At 59.6% G+C, this 22,719-nt stretch carries 19 protein-coding genes and 1 pseudogene; 6 read left to right on the top strand and 14 right to left on the bottom strand.

Going from position 1 to position 22,719, the window contains the following annotated elements; genetic code table 11:
* The 5 genes from H3O04_RS00560 to H3O04_RS00540 all read right to left on the bottom strand — a co-directional run bounded on the left by H3O04_RS00560 (position 1) and on the right by H3O04_RS00540 (position 5,648).
* Complete coding sequence (locus H3O04_RS00560) at positions 1 to 384, bottom strand: hypothetical protein (protein ID WP_202586839.1); 384 nt, start codon at positions 382 to 384, stop codon at positions 1 to 3.
* A gap of 206 nt (positions 385 to 590) precedes the next feature.
* Entirely contained in the window at positions 591 to 1,244 is a 654-nt protein-coding gene (locus H3O04_RS00555) for a hypothetical protein (protein WP_202586838.1), read from the bottom strand.
* Between the two features lie 307 nt (positions 1,245 to 1,551).
* Positions 1,552 to 2,715 carry a porin gene (locus tag H3O04_RS00550; RefSeq protein ID WP_237666103.1) on the bottom strand — a complete coding sequence of 388 codons (1,164 nt, stop codon included), beginning with the start codon at positions 2,713 to 2,715 and terminating at the stop codon, positions 1,552 to 1,554.
* A gap of 367 nt (positions 2,716 to 3,082) precedes the next feature.
* Positions 3,083 to 4,435, bottom strand: coding sequence for a spinster family MFS transporter (locus H3O04_RS00545; RefSeq protein ID WP_202586837.1), 1,353 nt, complete (start codon positions 4,433 to 4,435; stop codon positions 3,083 to 3,085).
* Positions 4,436 to 4,667: 232 nt separating this feature from the next.
* Positions 4,668 to 5,648: a TAXI family TRAP transporter solute-binding subunit gene (locus H3O04_RS00540; protein WP_202586836.1), complete on the bottom strand. Its 981-nt coding sequence runs from the start codon at positions 5,646 to 5,648 to the stop codon at positions 4,668 to 4,670.
* Positions 5,649 to 5,984: 336 nt separating this feature from the next.
* On the opposite strand from H3O04_RS00540, the gene H3O04_RS00535 reads away from it, so the two are divergent.
* Complete coding sequence (locus H3O04_RS00535) at positions 5,985 to 6,722, top strand: TetR/AcrR family transcriptional regulator (protein ID WP_202586835.1); 738 nt, start codon at positions 5,985 to 5,987, stop codon at positions 6,720 to 6,722.
* A 117-nt stretch (positions 6,723 to 6,839) separates the two neighbouring features.
* Here H3O04_RS00535 and dmpG read toward each other — a convergent pair whose 3' ends face one another.
* From dmpG to H3O04_RS00500, 7 genes and pseudogenes are all read right to left on the bottom strand, one after another.
* Complete coding sequence (gene dmpG, locus H3O04_RS00530; RefSeq protein ID WP_202586834.1) at positions 6,840 to 7,853, bottom strand: 4-hydroxy-2-oxovalerate aldolase; 1,014 nt, start codon at positions 7,851 to 7,853, stop codon at positions 6,840 to 6,842.
* Positions 7,854 to 7,863: 10 nt separating this feature from the next.
* Positions 7,864 to 8,595: pseudogene (locus H3O04_RS00525) on the bottom strand (acetaldehyde dehydrogenase (acetylating)); the annotation flags it as partial.
* Between the two features lie 490 nt (positions 8,596 to 9,085).
* Positions 9,086 to 9,763 (bottom strand): carboxymuconolactone decarboxylase family protein, encoded by a 678-nt coding sequence (locus H3O04_RS00520; protein WP_202586833.1) that lies wholly within the window; start codon positions 9,761 to 9,763, stop codon positions 9,086 to 9,088.
* Between the two features lie 186 nt (positions 9,764 to 9,949).
* The gene (gene paoC / locus H3O04_RS00515; RefSeq protein ID WP_202586832.1) at positions 9,950 to 12,160 is read right to left on the bottom strand and encodes an aldehyde oxidoreductase molybdenum-binding subunit PaoC; all 2,211 of its coding nucleotides are present in this window, start codon (positions 12,158 to 12,160) and stop codon (positions 9,950 to 9,952) included.
* Between the two features lie 3 nt (positions 12,161 to 12,163).
* The gene (locus tag H3O04_RS00510; RefSeq protein WP_202586831.1) at positions 12,164 to 13,114 is read right to left on the bottom strand and encodes an FAD binding domain-containing protein; all 951 of its coding nucleotides are present in this window, start codon (positions 13,112 to 13,114) and stop codon (positions 12,164 to 12,166) included.
* Entirely contained in the window at positions 13,111 to 13,773 is a 663-nt protein-coding gene (gene paoA / locus H3O04_RS00505) for an aldehyde dehydrogenase iron-sulfur subunit PaoA (RefSeq protein ID WP_202586830.1), read from the bottom strand. The genes H3O04_RS00510 and paoA overlap by 4 nt, the downstream gene beginning before the upstream one ends.
* A 70-nt stretch (positions 13,774 to 13,843) precedes the next feature.
* Entirely contained in the window at positions 13,844 to 14,830 is a 987-nt protein-coding gene (locus tag H3O04_RS00500) for an aldo/keto reductase (RefSeq protein WP_202586829.1), read from the bottom strand.
* A 353-nt stretch (positions 14,831 to 15,183) separates the two neighbouring features.
* Here H3O04_RS00500 and H3O04_RS00495 point away from each other — a divergent pair, with 353 nt between their 5' ends.
* The 3 genes from H3O04_RS00495 to H3O04_RS00485 all read left to right on the top strand — a co-directional run bounded on the left by H3O04_RS00495 (position 15,184) and on the right by H3O04_RS00485 (position 18,351).
* Positions 15,184 to 16,389, top strand: a complete 1,206-nt coding sequence (locus H3O04_RS00495; protein ID WP_237666117.1) for an arabinose transporter — start codon at positions 15,184 to 15,186, stop codon at positions 16,387 to 16,389.
* A 122-nt stretch (positions 16,390 to 16,511) separates the two neighbouring features.
* Positions 16,512 to 17,537, top strand: coding sequence for an aldo/keto reductase (locus H3O04_RS00490; protein ID WP_202586827.1), 1,026 nt, complete (start codon positions 16,512 to 16,514; stop codon positions 17,535 to 17,537).
* Positions 17,538 to 17,583: 46 nt separating this feature from the next.
* Positions 17,584 to 18,351: a glucose 1-dehydrogenase gene (locus H3O04_RS00485; RefSeq protein ID WP_202586826.1), complete on the top strand. Its 768-nt coding sequence runs from the start codon at positions 17,584 to 17,586 to the stop codon at positions 18,349 to 18,351.
* Positions 18,352 to 18,380: 29 nt separating this feature from the next.
* Here H3O04_RS00485 and H3O04_RS00480 read toward each other — a convergent pair whose 3' ends face one another.
* Positions 18,381 to 19,289, bottom strand: coding sequence for a LysR family transcriptional regulator (locus H3O04_RS00480; protein ID WP_202586825.1), 909 nt, complete (start codon positions 19,287 to 19,289; stop codon positions 18,381 to 18,383).
* A 440-nt stretch (positions 19,290 to 19,729) separates the two neighbouring features.
* On the opposite strand from H3O04_RS00480, the gene H3O04_RS00475 reads away from it, so the two are divergent.
* Both H3O04_RS00475 and H3O04_RS00470 read left to right on the top strand, forming a co-directional pair.
* Positions 19,730 to 20,080 carry a carboxymuconolactone decarboxylase family protein gene (locus tag H3O04_RS00475; protein WP_202586824.1) on the top strand — a complete coding sequence of 117 codons (351 nt, stop codon included), beginning with the start codon at positions 19,730 to 19,732 and terminating at the stop codon, positions 20,078 to 20,080.
* Between the two features lie 252 nt (positions 20,081 to 20,332).
* Positions 20,333 to 21,514 (top strand): porin, encoded by a 1,182-nt coding sequence (locus tag H3O04_RS00470; protein ID WP_202586878.1) that lies wholly within the window; start codon positions 20,333 to 20,335, stop codon positions 21,512 to 21,514.
* Between the two features lie 111 nt (positions 21,515 to 21,625).
* Here H3O04_RS00470 and H3O04_RS00465 read toward each other — a convergent pair whose 3' ends face one another.
* On the bottom strand, positions 21,626 to 22,639 hold the full coding sequence (locus H3O04_RS00465) for an NAD-dependent epimerase/dehydratase family protein (protein ID WP_202586823.1): 1,014 nt from the start codon (positions 22,637 to 22,639) through the stop codon (positions 21,626 to 21,628).
* Between the last annotated feature and the right edge of the window lie 80 nt (positions 22,640 to 22,719).

The raw sequence follows: 22,719 nt of genomic DNA, 5'->3' as shown, positions 1-22,719 counted from the left end.
TCAGCCTCCGATATGTGGTTGTTGAGACTTGTCGCGCACAAGCCCATAAGTCGCTGGATGTACTCCACCGCAGTGGGGGCATTTCCTCATTTGCTCCGTACCGTTGAATTCGGCGACCCAGACTTCGGCACTGTCGAGAAGACGATCGAACCCTCGCGGACCAATTGCGACCGACTGACGCCCTAGGGCAGTTCCGCAGCGGGGGCATGGGCAATCTATCTCCGCATGGGCGGGCTTGCCAATCGCGCCACCCACAGCGAGCATGGCGTATTGTCCATTTTGATTGGGCAGGTCCAGCCAGATCGCGTCGCAATCGAACGACAGCCAATAACCCATGACGTTCTCAATGGTGAATGCCGTCCCGGACGCGACCTTGTGCATCACGGCGCCCCCATCCTTGGAAGCGATGACGGCGACTCTATTTTGATGTCGCTCCAGAAATTGGAATTTCGGATCGCCTGGTGCGTTCGCACCAGTCCAGATTGCATACTGCCCCCGCTGCTGCCAACCTACGGTCGCGTCTGCGAGAAGTCGCGCAAACGACATATCCGGAGCCGGTATAGGCGAGGCTGAGGGAACGAAACCGCGGCTCACCATTGCAACCTCGCAGCCCTTTCTTCAGGTCGATCCGCAGGCTGCATGGCCGAATAGCCCAAAGGATTCTTGTGTCCGCAATCAGGGCAGATTTGATGCTTGGGGCTCGCATTGAATTCACGTACTGCCGCCAGCTCGGCGCCCCAGAATTTCCTAAAATCTTCGCCTGTCCTGCACTCGCGCATGAAGAGCAGCGTCAGGCACTTTTCGCAATACCAGGCAAAGCGATCAGTCTCCCGACCAGTCGGCTTACCCATGACAACGACGAGCCGACCCGGTTGGCTTTCTTCGGGAGGAAGCGTGATGATAATTTCATCTTTGTCATTGATGTGCCAGTACCCAAACACGTGCTGCGCGTGGTGCGGCGTACCGGCTCGCGTGACGTGAATGGAGAAGGGAGTGCGCGGCACTTCCACGACCCCGCTCGGCCCGATTTCAAAGTTCTTGCGTGTCTCCACGAGTCCGATCGGGCTCGATTTCCCCTGACCGATGTCTTGCAGCGATCGGTTTTCGACAAGACGAATCCCTACCACGTTGTCGCCAACCTCCTTGAATCCAAAAAATTGCTTGACCAACGTGTCTTGAAAGTAATTCCAGTCTCTCTCGATGGTCTCCAAGGGCTCGTCTACGTACAGGTCTGAATACATCACGTTGCACCTCCTCCTATGAGCTACGGCATTCGATCGGAAAACCATCATAGGCGAATAAGACAACCGCCTAATGGATGACCTCCCCAAACACAATCCGTCCCTGCTTGAATCTCCGTCTATAATTAGCCCTCTAATTATCTATGGTATGCATGCCTAATGTCATTGACAACACGGGTTTATACGGACCACGCGACGACACCGTGCCCCATCACTAGGGATCGATCGATCGGATAGGTCATTGCCGCAATGTCGGACGGCTGGTGCCGATAACGCACATCCAGTTCGGCATGTTGTTCGACCATGATCGTCAGAACCTGTGTCGGATGCCTAGCGTCGCGAGGACTTGGTTTGCCGACGATGATGGTGACACGGTAGCGATGTTTGCGACGGCTTGCCGCCCGGTCGAATCAGTTCCCGAGGCGTGCTGATAGACACCGACAAGATAGATATCAGTTCTCTTGGATAGGAAGTAGTCGACGCCCGACGTCAATTGATCGTACGCGGCATGGTTGGCTCCATACCCGTCAGTGTAGTTGTATGCAATTCCGGCGACCAAGAACGGCGTGATTCGGAATTTAATGTTGACTTCTGCGTTATGAAATTTTGCGGTGCCACCAGCACCGGAAGCGGGAAGTCCGGCTAGCGCGCCGATGTTCTTGAACTGCGTGTTGCTGTACGCAACACCGAGCGTCACGGCGTTCACCGTGTAAGAAAAGCCGACCGAGATGATCTGCAACGTGTCGGCAGAAGCATAGCCGGAATAGACTGTGCTGCCCGTCATATTAGACGCCGTTGCACTGGACGACGCGTTATTTCCGAAGTAGGAGAAGTTCGGGTCCTTGGCGTTCAAGTACGCAGCACCAACTTGAAGCGAGTCGCGAGAATAAGCGCCGCCAATCGACCAGATTCGATTGCGGCTGAAGTTTCCCGCTACTCCACCCAGACTGTAAAGGCCGCCAAACCTGAAGCCTGCGTATGTTTTGCTGGCAAACTTTATCGAGTTGTTGATCACATACGCCGGCAGGTTATTGTCAAGATTACCGGGGTGCGCCCCGTAGCGCGACGCCCATTGCGATGTTGAGGCAAACACGCTCGTGTAGTCGACGATGGAATCGTACTGACGACCGAGCGTCAATGTGCCCAGTCGCGACGACAATCCGACATAAGCTTGCCGCCCAAACAAGTCTCCTCCTTGAGCGAGCATACCGTTCGTGATAGTCATTCCACCTTCGAGGACAAAGAGCGCTTCGAGGTCTTCACCTAACTTCTCGACCCCACGCAGCCCCCAGCGATCTCCTTGCAGGTTTCCGCTCGCCAGCGAGTATTGCGCGCCACTAGCTCCAGCGGAAGACGACTTGTTGATGTACGTAAAACCTACGTCCGCGATCCCGTACAAAGTGACGGAGCTCTGCGCATATACCGATCCGGTGAAACTGCACAGCGATACGGCGACAATTCGTCTAGCTCTCAAGCTGCCTCCTCCTTTTGTGCGCTTCTCAGCTTGTATACGTATCTATGAACTCCAGCATCCTAAAGGACGACGATGAACGATATCTCTATAAGCAATCCGGCCTTGTTCAATTTCACTACAATTTTCTTTCCAATTTACTATCGTTCGGTTTCCTAATTTCACTGGCAGATCTGGTCCACATGAACCCCTTGAAAGAACATGCCATCTGACCTCCCGTCAGCCTTAGCTGACACCGATTTACATCCGCCTACAGCTAACGGAATAACGGTCTCCGCTGTGCGCCCTCTGCACTAGCGATTGCCATGTGCCTGGGACTAGAAAGGACGAAAACATAGATGCTTCTGTTCAACGAATACGCAGACATCGGCTACCGCTGCCCACTCGATCGCTCCTCATCGCGTTGTATGCTTGCTGCAACACCTAGGAAGACGATCGCCCCCGCTGCACTACATGAGATGACAGCAATCAGGGCCGCGCGAAGCGGTTGTGCGACATCAAACCGGGCCATGATGTCACTAAGAAAGCCGGGAGCGAATGGACCAACTGCTTGACCAATGACAACGGTCGTCGCTGATGCGACGGCGGCGGCAAGGCTGCGTAACGCAGGTGGCGCGACATTCTGGACAATCGCGAACGCAGGCCCCGCCACGAATCCGGCGACGAAAACATAAGCACCAAACCAAACGAAGGCTTGTTGTTCCGAAAGACCGCTTACGGAGAGTACCCCCATTGGTACGGCCGCGATGATTGCGCCTGCGGCGACGTGGGCCCGGTTCGCCGGGCGCTTGCGCGCCAAAATGTCAGCGAGCTTGCCCCCGAGCGCTACTCCGATCGCACCCGATGCGGCGGCGACCAAACCCATACGTAGCCCTACCTCACGAGCGGACAGGCCGTAATACCTCATCATGTAAGCCGGGAACCAATTGAGCAGCGCCTGACTGGCAAGAATCGACAGACCATAGCCGCATGCGGTGAGGAGGAGCACGGGCCGCGCCGCGACGATGCGCAGCGATGTGGTGAAACCTGGAAGGGCGTCCCGTACAGAGCTTCTGCGATGGTCATGGACATCGTGCAAGGTCAAAAAAAGAACCAGCGCCAGGATGATTCCCGGTATCCCTAGGATCAAGAACGTTTGGCGCCATCCGAGGATATGGACGGACAGCCCGCCGAGCACGAGGCTCAAGCCTGCGCCCACATGGACCCCGACGGCATAAACACCAAGAGCGGTTGCACGCTGTCGAGGCGGAAAATGGTCGGCCAGCAATGCTTGCGACGTGGAACTTGCGCCGCCTTCGCTCGCCCCAATGATGACTCGAGCGATGAAGATGTGAACGAAGGACCCCGCCAGCCCGCACACCGCGGTCGCGATACTCCAAAGGCAGAGGCATCCGGCAATCAGCCGGCTCTTTGACCAACTATCTGCGATCCTCGATAGGGGGATTGCTGCCAACGCGTAAAACAGGCCGAAGGCCAGTCCGGAAAGGAGTCCGATCTGCGTGTCGGACAGGTGAAGATCACGTCGAACAGGTTCGATCATGATCGCTATGAGTTGACGATCGATAAGGCTTACCGTGTAGGTGATCGTCAAGATCAACAGTACGAAATAGCGATAGCGTGACACCCGGCCGGCTGCCTCCGCCGCCCCGTCACTGGATTGAACCGTGCTCTCCGCGCCATTTCCAGCCTGAATCGCGCCCACTGGCGATCGTTGATTCACCATTGTCTCCCTCATTTTTTGCGATTCCGTGCCACATTCTGTAGCGGGGCCGCTTCCACAGCGGTGCGGCGCGAAGACATTCGAGCCGCTTTCATCGATTTGACGATTGATCGTTGCGCGACTTTTTGCGACGTTGCGTCAATTTCTCATCAGATGTCTTGCGGGATGTGAAGCAGCCGGGCGATGCAGGGTCGCCGTTCGGCGACCCTATCAAATTCGCGATACTGACCCTCTCCTATTCCATATAACCGTGTTCCCGATAGTAGCGTTCAGCACCGGGATGAAGCGGCGCGCCGACACCCTGCCACATCACATATGGATCGATCGGATAGGTCATTGCCGCAATGTCAGACGGCTGGTGGCGATAGCGCGCCTCAAGTTCGGCGCGTTGCTCAACCATGATCGAGGTAACCAGGTAGGCAAGTTCCTCGTCCATGTCCTCGCGCACCAAGATTGCCCAGTTCGACCAGTCCAGGCATGACACGTCTTCAGACGCCCGCAGATAGCCTTTGGGAAGAATCCCGGGCCGCAACCCATACTTTTGGGTGAGCGCTTCCAGCGCGGGCGCCTCGTACGACAGGAATCGCATCGGAACTTTTTCAACCAACTCGCGCCATTGCGGAACCACGATCGCCTCATTTATCACGGCATTCGCCTGCCCCTTCGTCACGAACGGTATGCAGATCCGAGGGAAATCATGTTCTACCCACTCGCCGCCCCACGCTTCAACCTCGATGCCATGCTCTTCCAGAACCCTATCGATTACCCACATCATCAGATTGTCGGGCGTACGAAAACCACTCGCAAGCTTGAGGGGGAACTTGCGATCGCGCAGGTCCTGGAAAGAGGTAATGCCAGTGTCTTCTCGAATCGCGAAGACAAGTCGATCGTTTTGGGGAAGCCAGCCCAACGACCGGATGACTGGTGCCGGGCCGTCATCTGCAAAGTAGTGGCTGCCAGCGATGGCCCATTCCGGTGTCAGGTTATATGGAGTCGTGATGGTGAGATCCACCTCCCCGCTCAAGAGCGCGCGAATGTTATCGCCGTACCCCGTTCCGGTCTTAATCCAGAACGTCGAACCTGGTTCGGACTGCCACCGCAGATGCGCCAGTATCCATCCCGCGATGGCATGAAAGTTCGCGTTGCCCCAGTCTGCCATGGCCTTGAAGTCGACCTTGGGACCGGTGACTTTCTTTCCTCCCTGCATTTGTCCCATTCCTGCAAATCCTCCTATGTAATGTTGGTAGAGGCGTTGGCCGTCTTGGGCTCGAATGACTGACCGTCGAACAAGGCACATTCATTCACACCTCGCCGACAGTATATACGTACTGTCAAAACTAACAAGCATCGCGAGCATTCGCGAACAAAGGCGTAACATTGCGCCCTCCACCGCGTCTCGGCGCCTCTTGACATGTGACAGCGCCCCAGCGAACATTCGGCCGCGTCAGCGCCGCGGACGCAAATACGTCCACCCATGTTCTGCGGACCGTACTCAAGCGAGCATGCGGTTCCGCTTTGCTAGTCCCCACCCACTCTATCGGAGGTGTAGCGAATGGCCCGTGACGAGAAGATTCTCCGTAGCGAGCGGAAAGAGGCCACACGTGAGCAGATTTTGATTGCAGCGACCGGGTTGCTCGCGCAACATGGCTACGCCGCGCTACGGGTCGCCGCTGTGGCACAAGAGGCTGGTATCTCCCTCGGTGGCTACCTCCATCACTTTGCGAGCAAGGAATCTCTCGTCGTCGCAGTGCTCGAGCGCCTGTCTACGCGCGTACTGGACTTGGCGAAGCGGGACGCCGCACAGGACACTGGCAAGGAAGATGTCCTTGTGATGATCGCGAACAGCGCGCAACGCTTCTATTCGACGCCTGAATTCCTCATTTACCTTGATATATTTCTGTCGACCCGCCGTCACACGTTCGTCGGCGACACGGCCATTACGCTTGCGGCGTCGCAGCGCACGGCAATTGAGGCGCTGTGGCTGCCTCATTTGACGGCGCGCGGCATCGACGCCGATGATGCCATTCTGATAATTCGTGCACTGTGGGGGTTGGCTCGGGGCCTCGCCATTTCTTCGTCTCGTGAAGACGTGAAGACGGGCTCATCCGCAACAATGACCTTAGTCATCGCCGCAATACGCGCATCGCATTTCCGTGAGAGCGTGTCCCGCAAAGATGTAGAACAGACGCGGGGCGTAGCCGGTGACGACAAAAATGCAACAAAGGCGGGCCGCCTCCCTCAGCCGAATGAGCGCCACGCCTCGCGCGCCCCCCGCGGCCGAAAGAATTGAACAGCGATCCAACATTACCGTAATCGACCGCGTGAGCTCTTCTGCTGATCATGGCGAAGCCGCAACAGCGGCAGTGACTGGCGGCAGCCCCGACACTGCTCAACTGGCAGTTTGTTTTTAACTTCGTGCTTGCAAAAGGTCCAGGGCAACGTCAACGATCATGTCCTGCTGTCCGCCGACCATTCTTCGGCGTCCCAATTCAACGAGAATATCGACAGTCTCGAGGTCATATCGTTTCGCGGCAGCCTCTGCATGACGCAGGAAGCTCGAATAAACGCCAGCATAGCCCGGCGCCAACGTCTCGCGGTCGACGCGCACGGGCCGATCCTGCAATGGGCGGACTATATCGTCAGCCGCATTCATAAGCGCCATCAGATCACAGTCATGGACCCACCCGAGACGCTCCGCGGCAGCAATGAAAACCTCCAGTGGTGCGTTGCCGGCACCGGCGCCCATACCGGCGAGGGACGCGTCGATACGATCGCACCCTTCTTCCACAGCGACGATCGAGTTCGCGACGCCGAGGCTCAGGTTGTGATGTGCGTGTATCCCTGTTTGCGTGCTTGGCTTCAGCACCTGCTTCAATGCGCGAAAACGCTCGCGTACCTCATTCATGCTGAGTGCGCCGCCAGAGTCAACCACGTAGACACACGTTGCGCCATACGACTCCATCTTCAACGCCTCCTGCGCCAATCGGTCGGGGCTCGCCATGTGACTCATCATCAGGAACCCGGCCGTGTCCATCCCGAGGGCGCGAGCCGTCTCGATGTGCTGACGCGATACGTCAGCCTCGGTACAGTGCGTGGCAATTCGCACGGTTCGGGCGCCGGCCGCAAACTCGTTGCGCAAATCGTGCACGGTACCGATACCCGGCAGCAACAGCGTCGCAACTCGGGCATGTTCCACGACATTGGCGACCGCCTCGATCCACTCGAGATCCGAGTGGGCGCCGAATCCGTAGTTGAAGCTTGATCCCGCTAACCCGTCGCCATGGGCTACCCCAATGGAATCGACGTGCGCGGCATCCAAGGCCTTGGCAATCTGCACCGCCTGGGCAACGCTGCACTGATGCCGCACAGCATGACTTCCGTCACGCAGAGTGACGTCCGAGACATATAGTTTCTTGTTCACGTTCACTCCGTCACCCGACAACGAGCGCCAACGCCTGCGATTCCGCACACGCCGCCGCCGCAGAGGTCATGATGTCAAGATTGCCGGCGTATTCCGGCAAATAGTGCGCCGCTCCCCGCACTTCCAGGAGCACGGTGGTCTTTAATCCACGGATAAGACCCGCTCCCGGCAGTGCAACCTCTGCTTGTTCGAATTGCACCTCTTGCTTGACGCGATAGCCGGGCACGTACCTCTGTACCTTCTCAACCATTGCGCCAATGCTGTCCGCCACCTGTCGCTCGTCCGCATGTTCGCTAAACGTGAACACCGTATCGCGCATCATCAGCGGCGGTTCTGCGGGGTTGAGTATAATGATCGCTTTACCACGTTCTGCGCCGCCCACGACCTCGATCGCGCGCGCCGTGGTTTCGGTAAATTCGTCGATGTTCGCGCGCGTTCCGGGTCCTGCGGAACGGCTGGCGATAGACGCAACGATCTCGCCATAGTGCACCCGCGTCACTTTCGATACGGCGGCTATGATCGGGATGGTCGCTTGGCCACCGCAAGTGACCATATTGATGTTCTTCGTGCCACGATGAGCCTCTCCATTGATGACCGGCACCACATAAGGTCCGATCGCCGCGGGCGTGAGGTCGATCATTTGTATGCCGGAATTCTCCAAGAGGCCCGCATGCTCACGATGCGCCGCTGCCGATGTCGCGTCGAACACGAGACCTATTTCCTTGAAGACGGGCATGCGCATCGGCGGTAGAGAAGGTGTTGACGGGGGCCGGAGTAAAGGCGGTTGTCGCGATGCGCGTTGATAGCTTTTTGACTATTGGCCCGGTTGTCGCGAACAGCGATCTGGTGGCCGTTGTGCCAAGCAACCTTGCCGCACTCGTCGCAGAGCACGTCGAACTTTAACTGCTCGCCCCGCCCGTACAATTTCCCCGCTTCGACGTGTCCATGGTGTGGCACCGGCGGTTCCACGGCGACCCTGCAGTGGGCTGGTTGCGGGAGACCTTTTTGCGGCTTTTCGGCGAATGAGTCTAGATGCCATTTTATCGATGGGCTACATCCATTGGGGACCAGCTTGCCCGGTCTTAGTCCATCGTCTTCCAATGCGTTTGAGTCGGGCTCTCGCCCGAGCGTAAGACTCGGCAAGTCGCGGCATGCCACTGGTCACCGATGCAAATGGACCACGAACGTTGACCCGAGCCGAGCGAATCGGTGCATGATGTAGCACAGCGACCTTAGTGACCCATCGCTGCCGCAAGTTGTCGCTCCAACGCTTCGTCCGCGCGTCGTGCGGCCTCTCGGTCTACGCGATCGGCCAATACCTCGCAGAGCTGTTTCAATTTACCAGCAGAAAGCCCGACGTTCATGCTGATTCGCATATGCGCTTGCAGCTGTGAATCGACCCCGGTCAGCGCGGCGAGCATGCTTACCGTCGCCAGCTCACGGCTCTGCCAATCGAGATTGTCGCGCTCGAAAATGTCGCCGAACAGATGAGTCTTCAGGAATCGGTCGATCGCCGGTGCGAAATCGAACAATGCGCCTTTCACCGGCCCGCCGGACAGCTTCGTCTGGTTCGCCGTGCCGGCATCAAGCAATGCGTCGCCCGTCGGCACCGGACGACCCGGCGCCTGACCTTCCGCATCGTGCAGTCCCGTCTGCTTGCGCGTCTCCACCACCTTCATCAGCGCACCGAGCGCATTGAGGCTGCGCGGAAAACCCGCGTAAGCATAGAGCTGCACCAGGATTTCCCGAACCTCGCTGATCGTCAGACCGGTGTCGAGCCCCTCGTTCAACGCAGCAGTGAGTTTGTCGATATCGCCTGCGGCGGCGAACGCCGCGATGGGCACGATAGTTTGTTCTCTGTCGGTCAGCGCTTCAGCCGCATTCGGAAGAGACGTTTGAGTGTTTGCCATGTCTTTGGATTCCTTCTGTGAAGTCGCCTGCGCCGGTACTGCTAGCAAGCCGACGGCTAGGACCAGTACCGTTGCGCGTAGAAATCTTTGAGCGGCCCCGTCGCGCCTAACGGCAAATCCGTCTCGCGAGAAAGCCGTTATAACGACGTCGAATGATGGAGGCCCCATATCTCTCTGCCCGAAGCGTCAAGCCCGTGCCGGCAATCGATCAAGAAACTTCTCGAGCGTGATCGGATATTGACGCACACGCACGCCAGTCGCGTTGTAGACGGCGTTGGCTACCGCCGGCGCGACGCCGGTGAGACCGAGTTCTCCGACGCCCTTTGCCTTGACCGGTGAGATGACCGGATCGACTTCGTCGATGAAAGCAACGTCGAGATGCGGTATGTCGGCATGAACCGGCACCTCGTAGCCCGCCAGGTCATGATTGATGAAAAGGCCGAGTCGCTTGTCGACCGCCATCTCCTCCATCAGCGCGGCGCCGATTCCCATCGTCATTCCGCCGATCACCTGGCTGCGTGCTGTCTTCGGATTGAGTATGCGGCCGGCCGCACAAACGGCCAGCATGCGGCGCACGCGGATCTCGCCGGTGAACGCGTTCACTCCGACTTCGGCGAAGTGGGCGCCGAACGTCTGAATCGCGTATTGCTTCGACAAGTCGCCGAACTCCATGCTTTCCTCGACAGCGATCGGTCCTTCGTCTGCCGCGCGCGCGAGCCGAACGCTTCTGCTACCGGATCGGATTTCGCCTGCGGCGAACTCGGCCTCGGCAATATCGAAACCGAGGCGCCGAGCAACCCTCTCACGCAGTTTCGTGCATGCGGCGTAGACGCCTGCGGTCACGGAGGCCGCGCCCTGCTGCCCTCCTGAACCGGGCGTCTCCGGAAAGCTCGAATCACCCAATCGGACGACGACCCGATCGACCGGTACGCCCATCATTTCGGCAGCGGTCTGCTGAACGATCGTATAGCTTCCGGTCCCGATGTCGGTCATGTCGGTTTCGACCGTGACGATCCCCCGGCTGTCGAGACGGACGCGGGCGCCGGCCTTGGCAATGGGCGCGCCGCGGATCGCTGCTGCCATGCCGAGACCGACGAGCCAATGACCGTCGCGAACCTGGCCGGGCCGCGCTTGTCGTGCGTTCCAGCCGAAACGTTCGGCGCCGCTGCGCAGGCACTCGACGAGCGGGCGCGACGAGAAAGGCCGATCCGGATGTTCGGGATCAACCTGCGTGTCGTTCCGGACGCGAAACTCGACAGGATCTATCCCAAGCTTCTCCGCCATCTCGTCTATGGCGATTTCGAGCGCCATCAGCCCCGGCGCTTCGCCGGGCGCCCGCATCGCGTTGCCCTCGGCCAGGTCGAGCGTCGCGAGTCGAACGCGCGTCAGCCGGTTCGGGCCAGCATAGAGCATCCGTGTGGACAACGTCGTGGGCTCGGTACGCCCGTCGGCGAGATTGCCCGACCAGCTTTCGTGGCCGATTGCGGTGAGCATTCCGTCGCGGGTCGCGCCCAGTCGGATCCGCTGAATCGTCTTCGGCCGGTGAATCGTGTTGTTGAACATGATCGGACGCTGGAACGCGATCTTGACCGGGCGCTGCACGATTCGCGCCGCGACCGCGGCGAGCGCGAGATCCGACTGAACAGTACCCTTGCCGCCGAATCCACCTCCGACGAACGACGAAATCAAGCGGACGTTTTCGCGCGGTATGCCGAGAATGGCGCCAAGGTCGCGCGTACCCCAGTTCATCTGCTGGATGGACGTCCAGCACGTGACGCGGTCGCCGTCCCATTTTGCGATCGACGCGTGCGGTTCCATCATTGCGTGAGCCTGGTCGGGAACCGTATAGGTCTCGTCGACCCGGACGTCAGCATCGGCGAACGCCTGCTCGAAGTCTCCGACACGCGTATCGGTCGGGCCGCCGAACGCCATCTGGCGCGCGACCGGCGCCGTCTGCATCTGATCCTCGAGGTCGAACTGGCCGTGGCTCCGCGCATATTGGACGCGAATCAGCGCGGATGCCGCGCGTGCCTGCTCGAAGGTCTCCGCGACGACGACGGCCACCGGCTGATGATAGTGGTCGACGTCCGGCGCCGCGAGCATCCGCTGCACATAGAATTTGCCGACGCCGAGCGCACCGGCATTTCGATATGTGACGACGGCAAGCACGCCCGGCGCTGCCTGCGCCCGCCGCGTGTCGATGGACGAGATCCGCCCCTTCGCAACGCCCGCGCCCAGGATGTAGCCGTAAGCGACGTTTGGCCCGATGTCGTGGTACTCGTACGCATAGGTTGCGGTCCCGGTTGTCTTCAACCGGGCTTCGTAGCGGTCGTGCGGCTGACCGACGACCGTCAGCCGATCGATGGGATTCTGCCCTGCAGGCGTGTCGAACTTCATGGATCAGCCCCTCGCTCGTTCCATCACATAGGCGAGCGTGCGCTCCACCAGCGGTATCTTGAACGTATTGTGCTGCGTCGGCTGCGCGTCTTTCATCAACTCGCTCGTGATGGCGGCAGCCCCGCGCGGCACCGCGGCGTCTGCGGATGCGATGCGCCACGGTTTCGGTGCGACACCGCCCAGCGCGACGCGGCCGCTGCCGTCCGGATGAACGATCGCGGCGACCGACACGAGCGCGAACGCGTATGAGGCCCGATCGCGGACTTTCTGATAAAGCTGACGGCCGCCGATCGGACGCGGCAGCGTCACGGCCGTGATGAGCTCGCCGGGCGCAAGCGCAGTCTCGACATGCGGCGTCGTGTCCGGCAATCGATGGAAATCGGCGATCGGGATGGTCCTCGCCCGTCCGTCGCCGCGAACGGTTTCCACCGATGCGTCGAGCGCACGCAGTGCAACGGCCATATCGCCCGGATACGTCGCGATGCAGCTGGCGCTCCCGCCGATTATCGCGAGTTGCCGCGTGTATCCGCCGATCGCCGCACAGCCAGAGCCGGGCGTGCGCTTGTTGCACGGCAGGTTCGAGTCGTAGAAGTACGGACAACGCGTGCGCTGGAGTAGGTTTCCGCCGGTCGTGGCCTTGTTGCGCAACTGTCCCGATGCGCCCGCAACTATCGCACGCACCAGTACCCCATAATCGCGTCGCACTCGAGGATGCGACGCAAGCGCCGTATTGGTCACGAGCGTGCCGATTCGCAGTCCGCCTTCCGGTGTGTCGTCGATATGGTCGAGCCCGATGTCCTGAATGTCGACGAGGTGAGTCGGCGTCTCGATCTCCAGTTTCATCAAGTCCAGCAGGTTTGTGCCGCCGGCGATGAACTTTGCTCCGTGGCGCTGCGCGACGATGCTCGCCGCTTCCGCAGCGCTTTTCGCCCTCTCGTAGGTAAACGCCTTCATGTGCGACTCCCCGCGAATTCGGCCATCGCATCGGCGATGTTCGAATATGCGCCGCAACGGCAGATGTTGCCGCTCATCCGTTCGCGCAACTCGGCACGCGTCGCTCCCGTGGGCGCCATCAGATCGTCCGTGACATGACTCGGCACTCCGGCCTTGATTTCGTCCAACACCGCAACGGCCGAACAGATCTGACCCGGCGTACAGTAGCCGCACTGATATCCGTCGTGCTTGATGAACGCGGCCTGCATCGGATGAAGTTCGGATGGCGTACCCAACCCCTCGATCGTTGTGATGTCATCGCCGTCATGCATCACCGCGAGGCTGAGGCACGCGTTGATCCGGACACCGTTCACGTGAACCGTGCATGCGCCGCACTGCCCGTGGTCGCAACCCTTCTTCGTGCCAGTCAGATGTAGGTGTTCCCGCAACGCGTCGAGCAACGTGGTCCGGGGATCGACGTCGATCCGTCGATCGCTTCCATTGACCTTGAGGACGACGCCCATTGTGTTCGTCATCGCCGACGGCAACTCGCCCGGCTCCGCATCCGCACCCGGCGCCTGCGCATTTGCGCCGTCGGGGAGGAAAGGCGCGACGGCGGAGACAGCGCCGACGATCAGCAGATGTCGCCTCTTCGCATTCAGTTGTTCAGAATCGTCCATATGTCTTCATTCCTCTCGTTGGAGTAAGCGCATGGCGGTTGAACGGCCGCGACCATTTCCGCTTCACGGCTTACCATGCATACGCTTCGGGCGCGGCGCCGCCGGGACCTGGCCAGATTTCGTCGAGGCAGCGAAGTGTGTCGTCGGACAGTGCGATATCGAGCGCCCGCAATGCAGATCTCGCCTGCTCCACGGTTCGCGGCCCTACGATCGGTGCGGTCACAGCCGGGCGATGGAGCAGCCACGCTAGCGCGACATCTGCGGGGCGCTCGCCAAGGTCCTCGCACAGCGATTCCCACGCTTCCAACTGTTGCCGGTGGCATGCAATCTTGCGTGACATCTCGGGCGTGGCGCGCCGCCCCTCAAGCGCCCCGTGCAATACGCCGCCCAGCAGCCCGCCGCCCAATGGACTCCACGGAATGAAGCCCAGCCCATGGTGGCGACACGACGGGATCAGTTCGAGTTCGACGGTTCGCGCGGACAGGTTGTAGAGACTCTGTTCGGCGATGAGTCCCATGAACTGACGCGAACGGGCCGCGGCCTGCGCGGTCGCAACGTCCCAGCCGGCGAAATTGCAGCTGCCGACATAAAGCACCTTGCCCTGCTGGACCAGCAGTTCCATCGCCTGCCAGATTTCCTCCCAGGGCGTCGATCGGTCGACGTGGTGCATCTGGTAGAGGTCGATATGATCGACCTTCAGCCGCTTCAGGCTGTCTTCGCAGGCGCGGCGGATATGGTAGGCCGACAGGCGCCTGTCGTTCGGCCCAGTGCCCATCGGCTGATAGACCTTGGTCGCAAGGACGACGCGGTCACGGCGGCCGCCTTGAGCGATCCAGCGTCCAATGATCTCCTCGGATATGCCGAAGCCTTTTTCAAGGTCGGGTGACTGTGGGCCGCCGTACACGTCGGCCGTGTCGATGAAGTTGATGCCTGAATCCAGCGCGAGGTCGAGAATGTTAAAGCTCGTGGATTCGTCCACGACATCGCCTAGATTCATGGTGCCAAGACAGAGACGACTGACTTTCAGGCCCGAGCGTCCGAGGTGTACGTATTGCATTCTGATGCTGACGATGTGGGTTGCAGATTCTGGTTTGCGGGCCTGACATCGCGCATCCGAGCGTTCTTCCCCCGGGTTTGCAGCGATGTGCCACAACGGTGACTCTAGCGGGAAGGATGCTGTTCGAAACCCACCGTTGGTTTGATGGGGCTGTGAATGGCGCTCAACAATAGGCGGCCGACCTCAAACCGGCGACGCATTCATCGCGGTCGCTGCGGTTTTGTGAATGATGTTCATCGGTCCATCAAGCGAACGCCGGCTAAACATGCCGCCACCATTTCGCTAGATTCGATGCCAACTGGAGCGCACGATGCGGTAACCGATCGGCGCTGACCGCTCGCCACTCGATGGAAATGCCCGTGACACCACCGCAATATCGCTCGGCAACGGCCGACCGCTCTTTGTTCTCGCTGATAAGTTGCGTATTCGCCGTGTTTCTGGTCACTGGTGCGGCGCTGCCCGCCTTGCCGCTGCGCATCCACCACGATCTCGGCTTTGGAACCTTTACGGTCGGTCTGGTTTCCGGCGCCCAGTTCGCGTCATCGCTGGTCTCCCGCCTGTGGTCCGGCGCGATTGCAGACCGGCGGGGACCGAAGTTCGCCGTTTCCGCAGGGCTTGGGTTGACCATGGCGGCGGGACTCCTGTACCTGTTGTCCCTCACGTTCTCGGGCAAGCCGACACTGTCCATCGTGATCCTGTTTATGGGTCGTGCGCTGCTCGGTGGCGGCGAGAGCTTCATCATGACTGGGTCACAAAGCTGGTGCCTCGCGCTTGCCGGTCCGGGCAACGTCGGCAAAATGATCGCGTGGATCGGAACCTCAATGTTCGTTGCACTGGCCGCTGGTGCACCGCTCGGCAGTTTTCTGTTCGAAAAATTCGGGTTTGCTTCGATCGGCCTCGCCACCTCCGCTGGCGCAGTCGTGACGCTAGTCCTGATCAGTCGGCTTCCGGATGCCAGAACGCGGTCCGAAAAGGGGGGAATCGCCAGGAAAGTGCTGAAAGCCGTCTGGCTGCCGGGGCTGGGCATGGCTTTTCCCGGTCTTGGCTACGGCATCATGACCGCTTTTTCAGTGCTGCTGTTTGTTCAACGCAGCTGGCAACCGGCGTGGCTGTCGTTTACCTCATTCGCCGCAGCACTGATGGTTGCACGCGTGTTTTTCGGCGCATTGCCCGATCGGCTCGGCGGTACACGCACTGCCGTTATCTTCGTCACCGTCTACAGCGCCGGCATGGTGCTCGTCTGGGCCGCGCCGGCTGCATGGCTCGCCTTTGCAGGGACGGCGCTGGCGGGATTCGGCTACGCGCTCATCTATCCAGGCTTCGGCATGGAGGCTGTAGCAAGGGCGCCAACGGGCGCCAGAGGTCTGGCCATAGGCATCTACACTGCGTTTATCGATCTCGCGCTCGGCGTCTTTGCGCCTCTGCTCGGCCTCGTCGCCGATGTAACGGGGCTCGGCGCCATCTTTCTGTTCAGCGCGATTCTCGCCCTGTGCGCCCTGCCCATCGCGATCAAACTTCGTGCGTCTACTGGAGCCGCTCGAGACGCGCATTCCATATGACAGGCGAGCACCGCGTTACCTCTTTGACGTGCAGGTCTGACCCGCTTCCTGTCTGGGTCGACATCAGAGTTATATGACAGCGGATCGTCGTTGTCCGAAATCTCGCTTATCCGGAAAAACACATGCAATACGTCAATCTCGGCCAGACCGGCCTCAAGGTCTCACGCCTTTGTCTGGGCTGCATGAGCTACGGGGAACCCGCCCGTCTGCCCCAGCCCTGGTCGTTGGATGAAGCGGCGTCTCGCCCGTTTTTTAGTCAGGCACTCGACGCAGGTATCAACTTCTTCGACACGGCGAACATCTATTCGGGAGGCAGTTCCGAGGAAATTACCGGGCGCGCGCTTCGCGACATGGCGCGACGCGACGAAATCGTGGTCGCGACTAAGGCATTCTTTCCGTGGAGAAATTCGCCCAATACCGGCTTTCTTTCACGCAAGGCGCTGTTCCAATCGATCGACGACAGCCTGAAGCGACTCGGCATGGACTACGTCGATCTGTACCAGATCCATCGCTTCGATCCTGGCACGCCGGTCGAGGAGACGATGGAAGCCTTACACGACATCGTCAAAGCCGGAAAAGCGCGCTACCTCGGCGCTTCGTCAATGCAAGCATGGCGTTTCGCGAAGATGCAGCATGCTGCGGAGCGAAACGGCTGGACGCGTTTCATCTCCATGCAACCGCATTACAACCTGCTCTATCGCGAAGAGGAGCGCGAGATGCTGCCCCTTTGCATCGATCAGGGCGTCGGCGTCATTCCATGGAGTCCGCTTGCACGCGGCAGGTTGACGCGCGACTGGAGCGAACACACCAACCGTACAAAGAACGATGCGTTCGCCCTCCAGATGTACCTGAAGACGGAGGCGCAGGACCGGAAGGTGATCGAAGCGGTGACAAGGCTTGCCAAAGATCACGGCGTTCCACGGGCGCACGTCGCGCTCGCGTGGCTGCTGGCGAAGCCCGGCGTTACCGCTCCAATCATCGGAGCGACGAAGCCGGAGCATCTGGCAACGGCAATCCGGGCGCTCGGCTTCTCGCTGACCTCCGATGAAATCGACGCACTGGAGGCACCTTATGTGCCTCATCCAGTCGACGGGATTGTTCCGCCACTTCCCGATGGTCCGCCGACCCTCACTCCGCCACGCGACTGAGCGCGAAAGCCATCGAATTCGAAAATCGTCCACGAGAAAATACAACATGAATCCAGTCTATGACTTTAAAGGTCAGGTAGCTTTTGTCACAGGAGCTGCGATGGGCATGGGCCTCGCCGCAGCCCGTGCATTTGCGCAAAGCGGAGCCTCCGTGGTCCTGGCCGATCGCGATAATGATCTCGCCGTGCGCGAAGCACGAAAGATCGTCGACGAAGGCGGCATTGCGACAGGCGTCGCGTGCGACGTCACCGACGAAGCCCAGGTCGCTGCTGCGGTTGACCGGGCCGTCGCGGAATATGGCCGGCTCGACATGGCATTCAACAACGCCGGCATCCAGGTACCGCCCAGCGATGCGGCAGACGAGCCAGTCGATCATTTCCGGCGCGTGGTGGCGGTCAACCAGTTCGGCGTCTGGGCAAGCATGAAGCACGAACTGCGCGTGATGCGCGCCCAGGGATCCGGCGCGATCGTCAACAACTCCTCGCTCGGCGGGTTGGTAGGCCTGCCCGAACGTGCTGCCTATCACGGAACCAAGCATGCGGTGCTGGGCATGACGAAGAGCGCTGCTGTCGAATATGCGTCTCGCGGCATACGCATCAACGCCGTTTGTCCCGGCACCATCGATACGCCGATGGTTCAGGACATGCTGACGCGGCAAGCCGATGCCATGGAGGCGATACTGAAGGAACAGTCCATAGGTCGCCTTGGACGAGCAGATGAAGTGGCCGCCGCCGTGCTGTGGCTGTGCAGTCCCGGCGCGAGTTTCGTCGTGGGCGTCGGCTTGCCGGTCGATGGCGGATTTACAGCCCACTGAGCCACTGAAGCCAACTGCCGATGCCATCATCATAGGCCAAGCGGTCGAAGCTCCCGCACCAGTTCGATCAACAGACGAAGGCCCGTCGGAACCTGACGCCGGCTCGAGTAATAGATATGGAAACCGGGCTCGCAAGGGGCCCAGTCCGACAGGACGATATGCAGTCGGCCTTCGTTGACGTAGGGTGCGACAAGCGGTTCGGGAAAGTACATGAGCCCTGCTCCGCCCAGCACGGCAATCAGGCCCGTTTCCGCATGGTCGACGATGATGGAAGATGGAACGGTTACAGAGAGCTTCTCATCGGCCCGTTCGAACTCCCAACGATAGATCCGGTCATCGCCAAGCCGATTGCTCACGCAACGATGATGCAGGAGATCGTTGGGATGGACAGGCGCACCGAATCGATCGATATATGCCGGCGCGCCTGCCACAACCCAACGAATATCAGCGGATAGCCGCTGGGCAATCATGTCTTCCGGCACAGTACCGCCATACCGGATACCTGCGTCAAACCCACCCTCCGTCACGTCGACCATCCGGTTGCTCGCAACGATGTCAAGTTCCACGCCGGGAAACCGCTCGACAAACGTGGGCAGCACGGGAGCGACGAGGAGCGTTGCGGCTTCGACGGCAACGTTCAAACGGATGCGACCTGCCGGTGCATCGCGGAAGCGATTCAACGTCTCCATCGCACTGTCTATCGCCTCGAATGGCTGTCCGATCGATGTCGCGAGCGCGTCGCCGGCCGCCGTCAACGTCACGCTTTTCGTCGTACGGTTCAGCAGACGAACCCCGAGCCGGTTTTCGAGCGACTTCAGCGCATGGCTGAGCGCGGAAGCACTGACGCCCAGCTCGATCGCCGCACGACTGAAACTTCTGTGTCGGGCAATGGCGAGAAAATAGATTAGATCGGCGATGTCGGTTCGATTGGTTTGCATCACTGGAAAGTCCCTCGGACATTGATGATCCTGTTGCAGGTAGGTATGAACGACAACCTCCTCTTGTCGTCAGCGGCGCACGGATATTCCATAGTACTTTCCCTTACATGGATCGATGTGGACAACGACGCCCAACGCAAAATCACGTAGCCGCAGATGTCTGCGTTGTGCAAGCGTCTTCTGCTGCACTAACCGACTCATGAGTTGGAACGCGTCGTCGCTTTCTCGCAGCTTAGTTTCATTGGTTGAAACTTCGTTCAATGAATTGATTCCGGCTTCGAGACAAGCATAACCTCCGCCTATCGCGGCCGGCCGCTTGCGGTCTCGCCCAGCCAGGGAAGACACCTCGCATTAGTCGACCCGTCGCGCGAAAGTCCCCTCGCTCGAGGCCGCATCGTTCTCTCCAGACGGTCAGTGATATGCGGCGCCGCTGCAACTCGGTGAACATTACCTACAGCATTCTTTTCATGAAGAAAAAAGAACGAATCCCGTCGTCCCGGAGATTGGCGGACGCGAATCCGGAAGCCATGCAGCACTACAAGAGGATGCGCGTCGCGGTCTCGGCGTCCACCGCTGTCGACGGCGGCCTTCGTGAAGCCGTGCTCGCGGCGCAGCTTGCCGTCTTGGGGCATGAGTTCCCCTTCAAGATTCATGCGCGTCGCGCAATGGAACAAGGCCTAACTGTAGAAGCGCTGCGCGCGCTGCTGATGGCCGGGCTCGGCGTGACCCTTGTCGCGAGCGAGGTCGGGTGTGCCCTCTCGTGGCTGGAGGAAGCCGCTATCGAAGCGTGATGCGCCGTCGTTCCTCCAACTCCGGATCACACATGTGTGTTGGACACTAGTTCCGATCAGTGGCACTGATTCCGTTGGATTGACGGTTCTCCGCACGACGGATAGATTCGGAAGCGCGTGCTCCTGTCCGGCCATACAGCGATGGTCGTGGAAGTCCTGGCTCCTGACGCCTGCGACAGTGAGACCGTGCGCATGTCCATTACGGAATGGCATCGCGTCCATGCACCTACTACAAGACATTGGAGACAGATGATGCGAAAGCAGTTGTTTGCGCTTGCCGCGCTTGGCAGTTTCAGTTTGTCCGTCTATGCCCAGAACATTGTGACCTTGTACGGGGTCATTGACGAAGGTATCAACTACAACAGCAACGCGGGCGGACAGCGTCTTTACAATCTTTCGAGCGGTGTCCTGCAAGGGAGCCGATGGGGACTCAAGGGCCGTGAAGACCTCGGCGGCGGAATGAGCGCCCTTTTCGTACTTGAAAGCGGCTTCGACGTTAATAATGGCAAGATGGGTCAAGGGGGCCTGCTATTCGGTCGACAAGCGTATGTCGGCCTCGGCAGCCGATATGGAACCTTGACGCTTGGCCGTCAATACGACATGGTCGTCGACAATCTCGGCCAGTTTATAGTCGGCGATCAATGGGGCGGCTACATGGCCGCGCATCCGGCCGATCTCGACAACTTCAACAACACGTACCGCGTCAACAACGAAATCAAATACACGAGCCAGCCAATCGCCGGACTCACATTCGGAGGCACCTACTCGCTCGGCGGTGTCGCGGGCAACGTCAGCCGCAATCAGATCTGGTCTCTTGGCGCCAACTACGCGAACGGCCCACTTCTGGCGGGCGTTGGATACCTGAATGTCCGCAATCCCAACACCTCGTTCTATGGAGGCGGAGGTACGCAGGCGGCCACGACTGGCGGAGTGCCGGGATCCAACCTGGGTTCGTCGCCGGTCATCTCTGGATACGCATCGGCTCATACGTTACAGGTGATCGGTGCAGGTGCCGCCTATACGTTCGGGGCTGCCACAGTTGGGGCGACATACTCGAACACCCGGTTTATGAGTCTTGGCGACAGGACCAGCGGTCCTGTACCAGCCGGTGGCATCGCTGGCACCGCGGCCTTCAACAACGCCGAAGTAAACTTTAAGTATCAGTTCACCCCCGCTCTCGTTGCAGGCGTCGCGTACGACTACACTCACAACAGCGGCGCCGCGGGTCAAAGCTCAGCAACATATCATCAGGGATCGGCCGGCATGGATTATTTTCTGTCGAAGCGGACCGATGTTTACACTGTCGCAACGTTCCAGCACGCGCATGGCACAGACTCCACCGGCAAAAGTGCTGTGGCCTCGATCAACCAGTTGACGCCATCGACGTCAGACCGTCAATTGGCGATCCGCATTGGCATTCGGCACAAGTTTTAACCGTCACTGTCGCGGCGCCGGTGAGCCCCGGCGCCGTCTGATGCTGAAGCAGCAGTTCGCCAAACGAACAGATGACGGCCACACGCCGGCGTCGCCGCGTTCGTCAAGCCGTCAGGATTCCCGGTAGTTCCGGTAGGTCTCCAGGTATTCGGCGATTCCGCGTTCGATCTGGAACTGTGGTGCCCAGCCCAGTAGATCCTTTGCCATTCCGATGTCGAGTGGCACCCGCGATTTGAGGTTTTCTTCCTCTAGCGGCGTCAAGATATCCCCGACTTCGATCCCGGCGCCAGGCACCATATCCCGCACAATGCGTGCGATCTCAGCCGGCGACACCAGGTTCCCCGCTGCAATATTGATGACGTGCGACTGGCCGGGCTGCGTGCCCTCGACGTGGACCGCTGCGGCAACTGCCCGGCCTACGTCCAGCACATGAGTCAGATCTCGCTTCATTCGCCCCCCAGTCGCGAATGTCGTCTTGAGTCCGTCGACTGCATTCTCGATCATCGGTTTGATATAGAGCGGTGTCCGCATGCCAAAACCGTATACGGCAGCAACACGAAGCGCCCGGAAATCCATGCCGTGAAATTGGCCGTAAGACATTCCGATTGCCTCGGAAATCATCTTCGAAGTGCCGTAGTGAGCTGAGGGATTCGCACGCACTATCGAAAACGCGGGATCGGTTTCTTTCTGCACGGACCCGACTCCGGCATGACATGCAGTGTTGCTTGAAATCAGAACGACTTTCCGGACATCGAACGCACGCGCAACTTCGCAGACGTTCACGAAGCCCATCACGTTGGTCTGGTAGAAACCGCTCGGGTCTTCGAGCGAAGGCTCAAACCCTACACGCGCCGCCGCGTGCACAATGACGTCCGGCCTGATGCTACTGCACGCCGAAGACAGCGAAGCGAAGTCTGCGATCTCGCCGTAAATCAGCGCATCTGGCAAACCCTTGGCGACCCACGCGAGATCGGCTGAAACCTGCGCCCGGTCATACGCATAGACCTCGTTCCCCGCTTGCGTCAGGGCGTCGAAAATGTATGCGCCGAGAAAGCCTGCACCGCCAGTAACAAGAATTTTCAAAATCCGTTCCTCATGATTGTTGCAACCGGGATATGAGCGCATCGTGTTTCCTCACGCTGTCCCCGCACTCCTGATTATGACAATCAAAACGCCTTCCAGCGAAGTTTCATTGCTCGAAACCA

The sequence above is a fragment of the Burkholderia sp. KCJ3K979 genome, from assembly GCF_016759955.1.
In the GTDB taxonomy this organism is placed as follows: domain Bacteria; phylum Pseudomonadota; class Gammaproteobacteria; order Burkholderiales; family Burkholderiaceae; genus Burkholderia; species Burkholderia orbicola.
The sequence above is the reverse complement of the archived record's forward strand: the minus strand, read 5'-3'. Positions and strand labels throughout refer to the sequence as shown.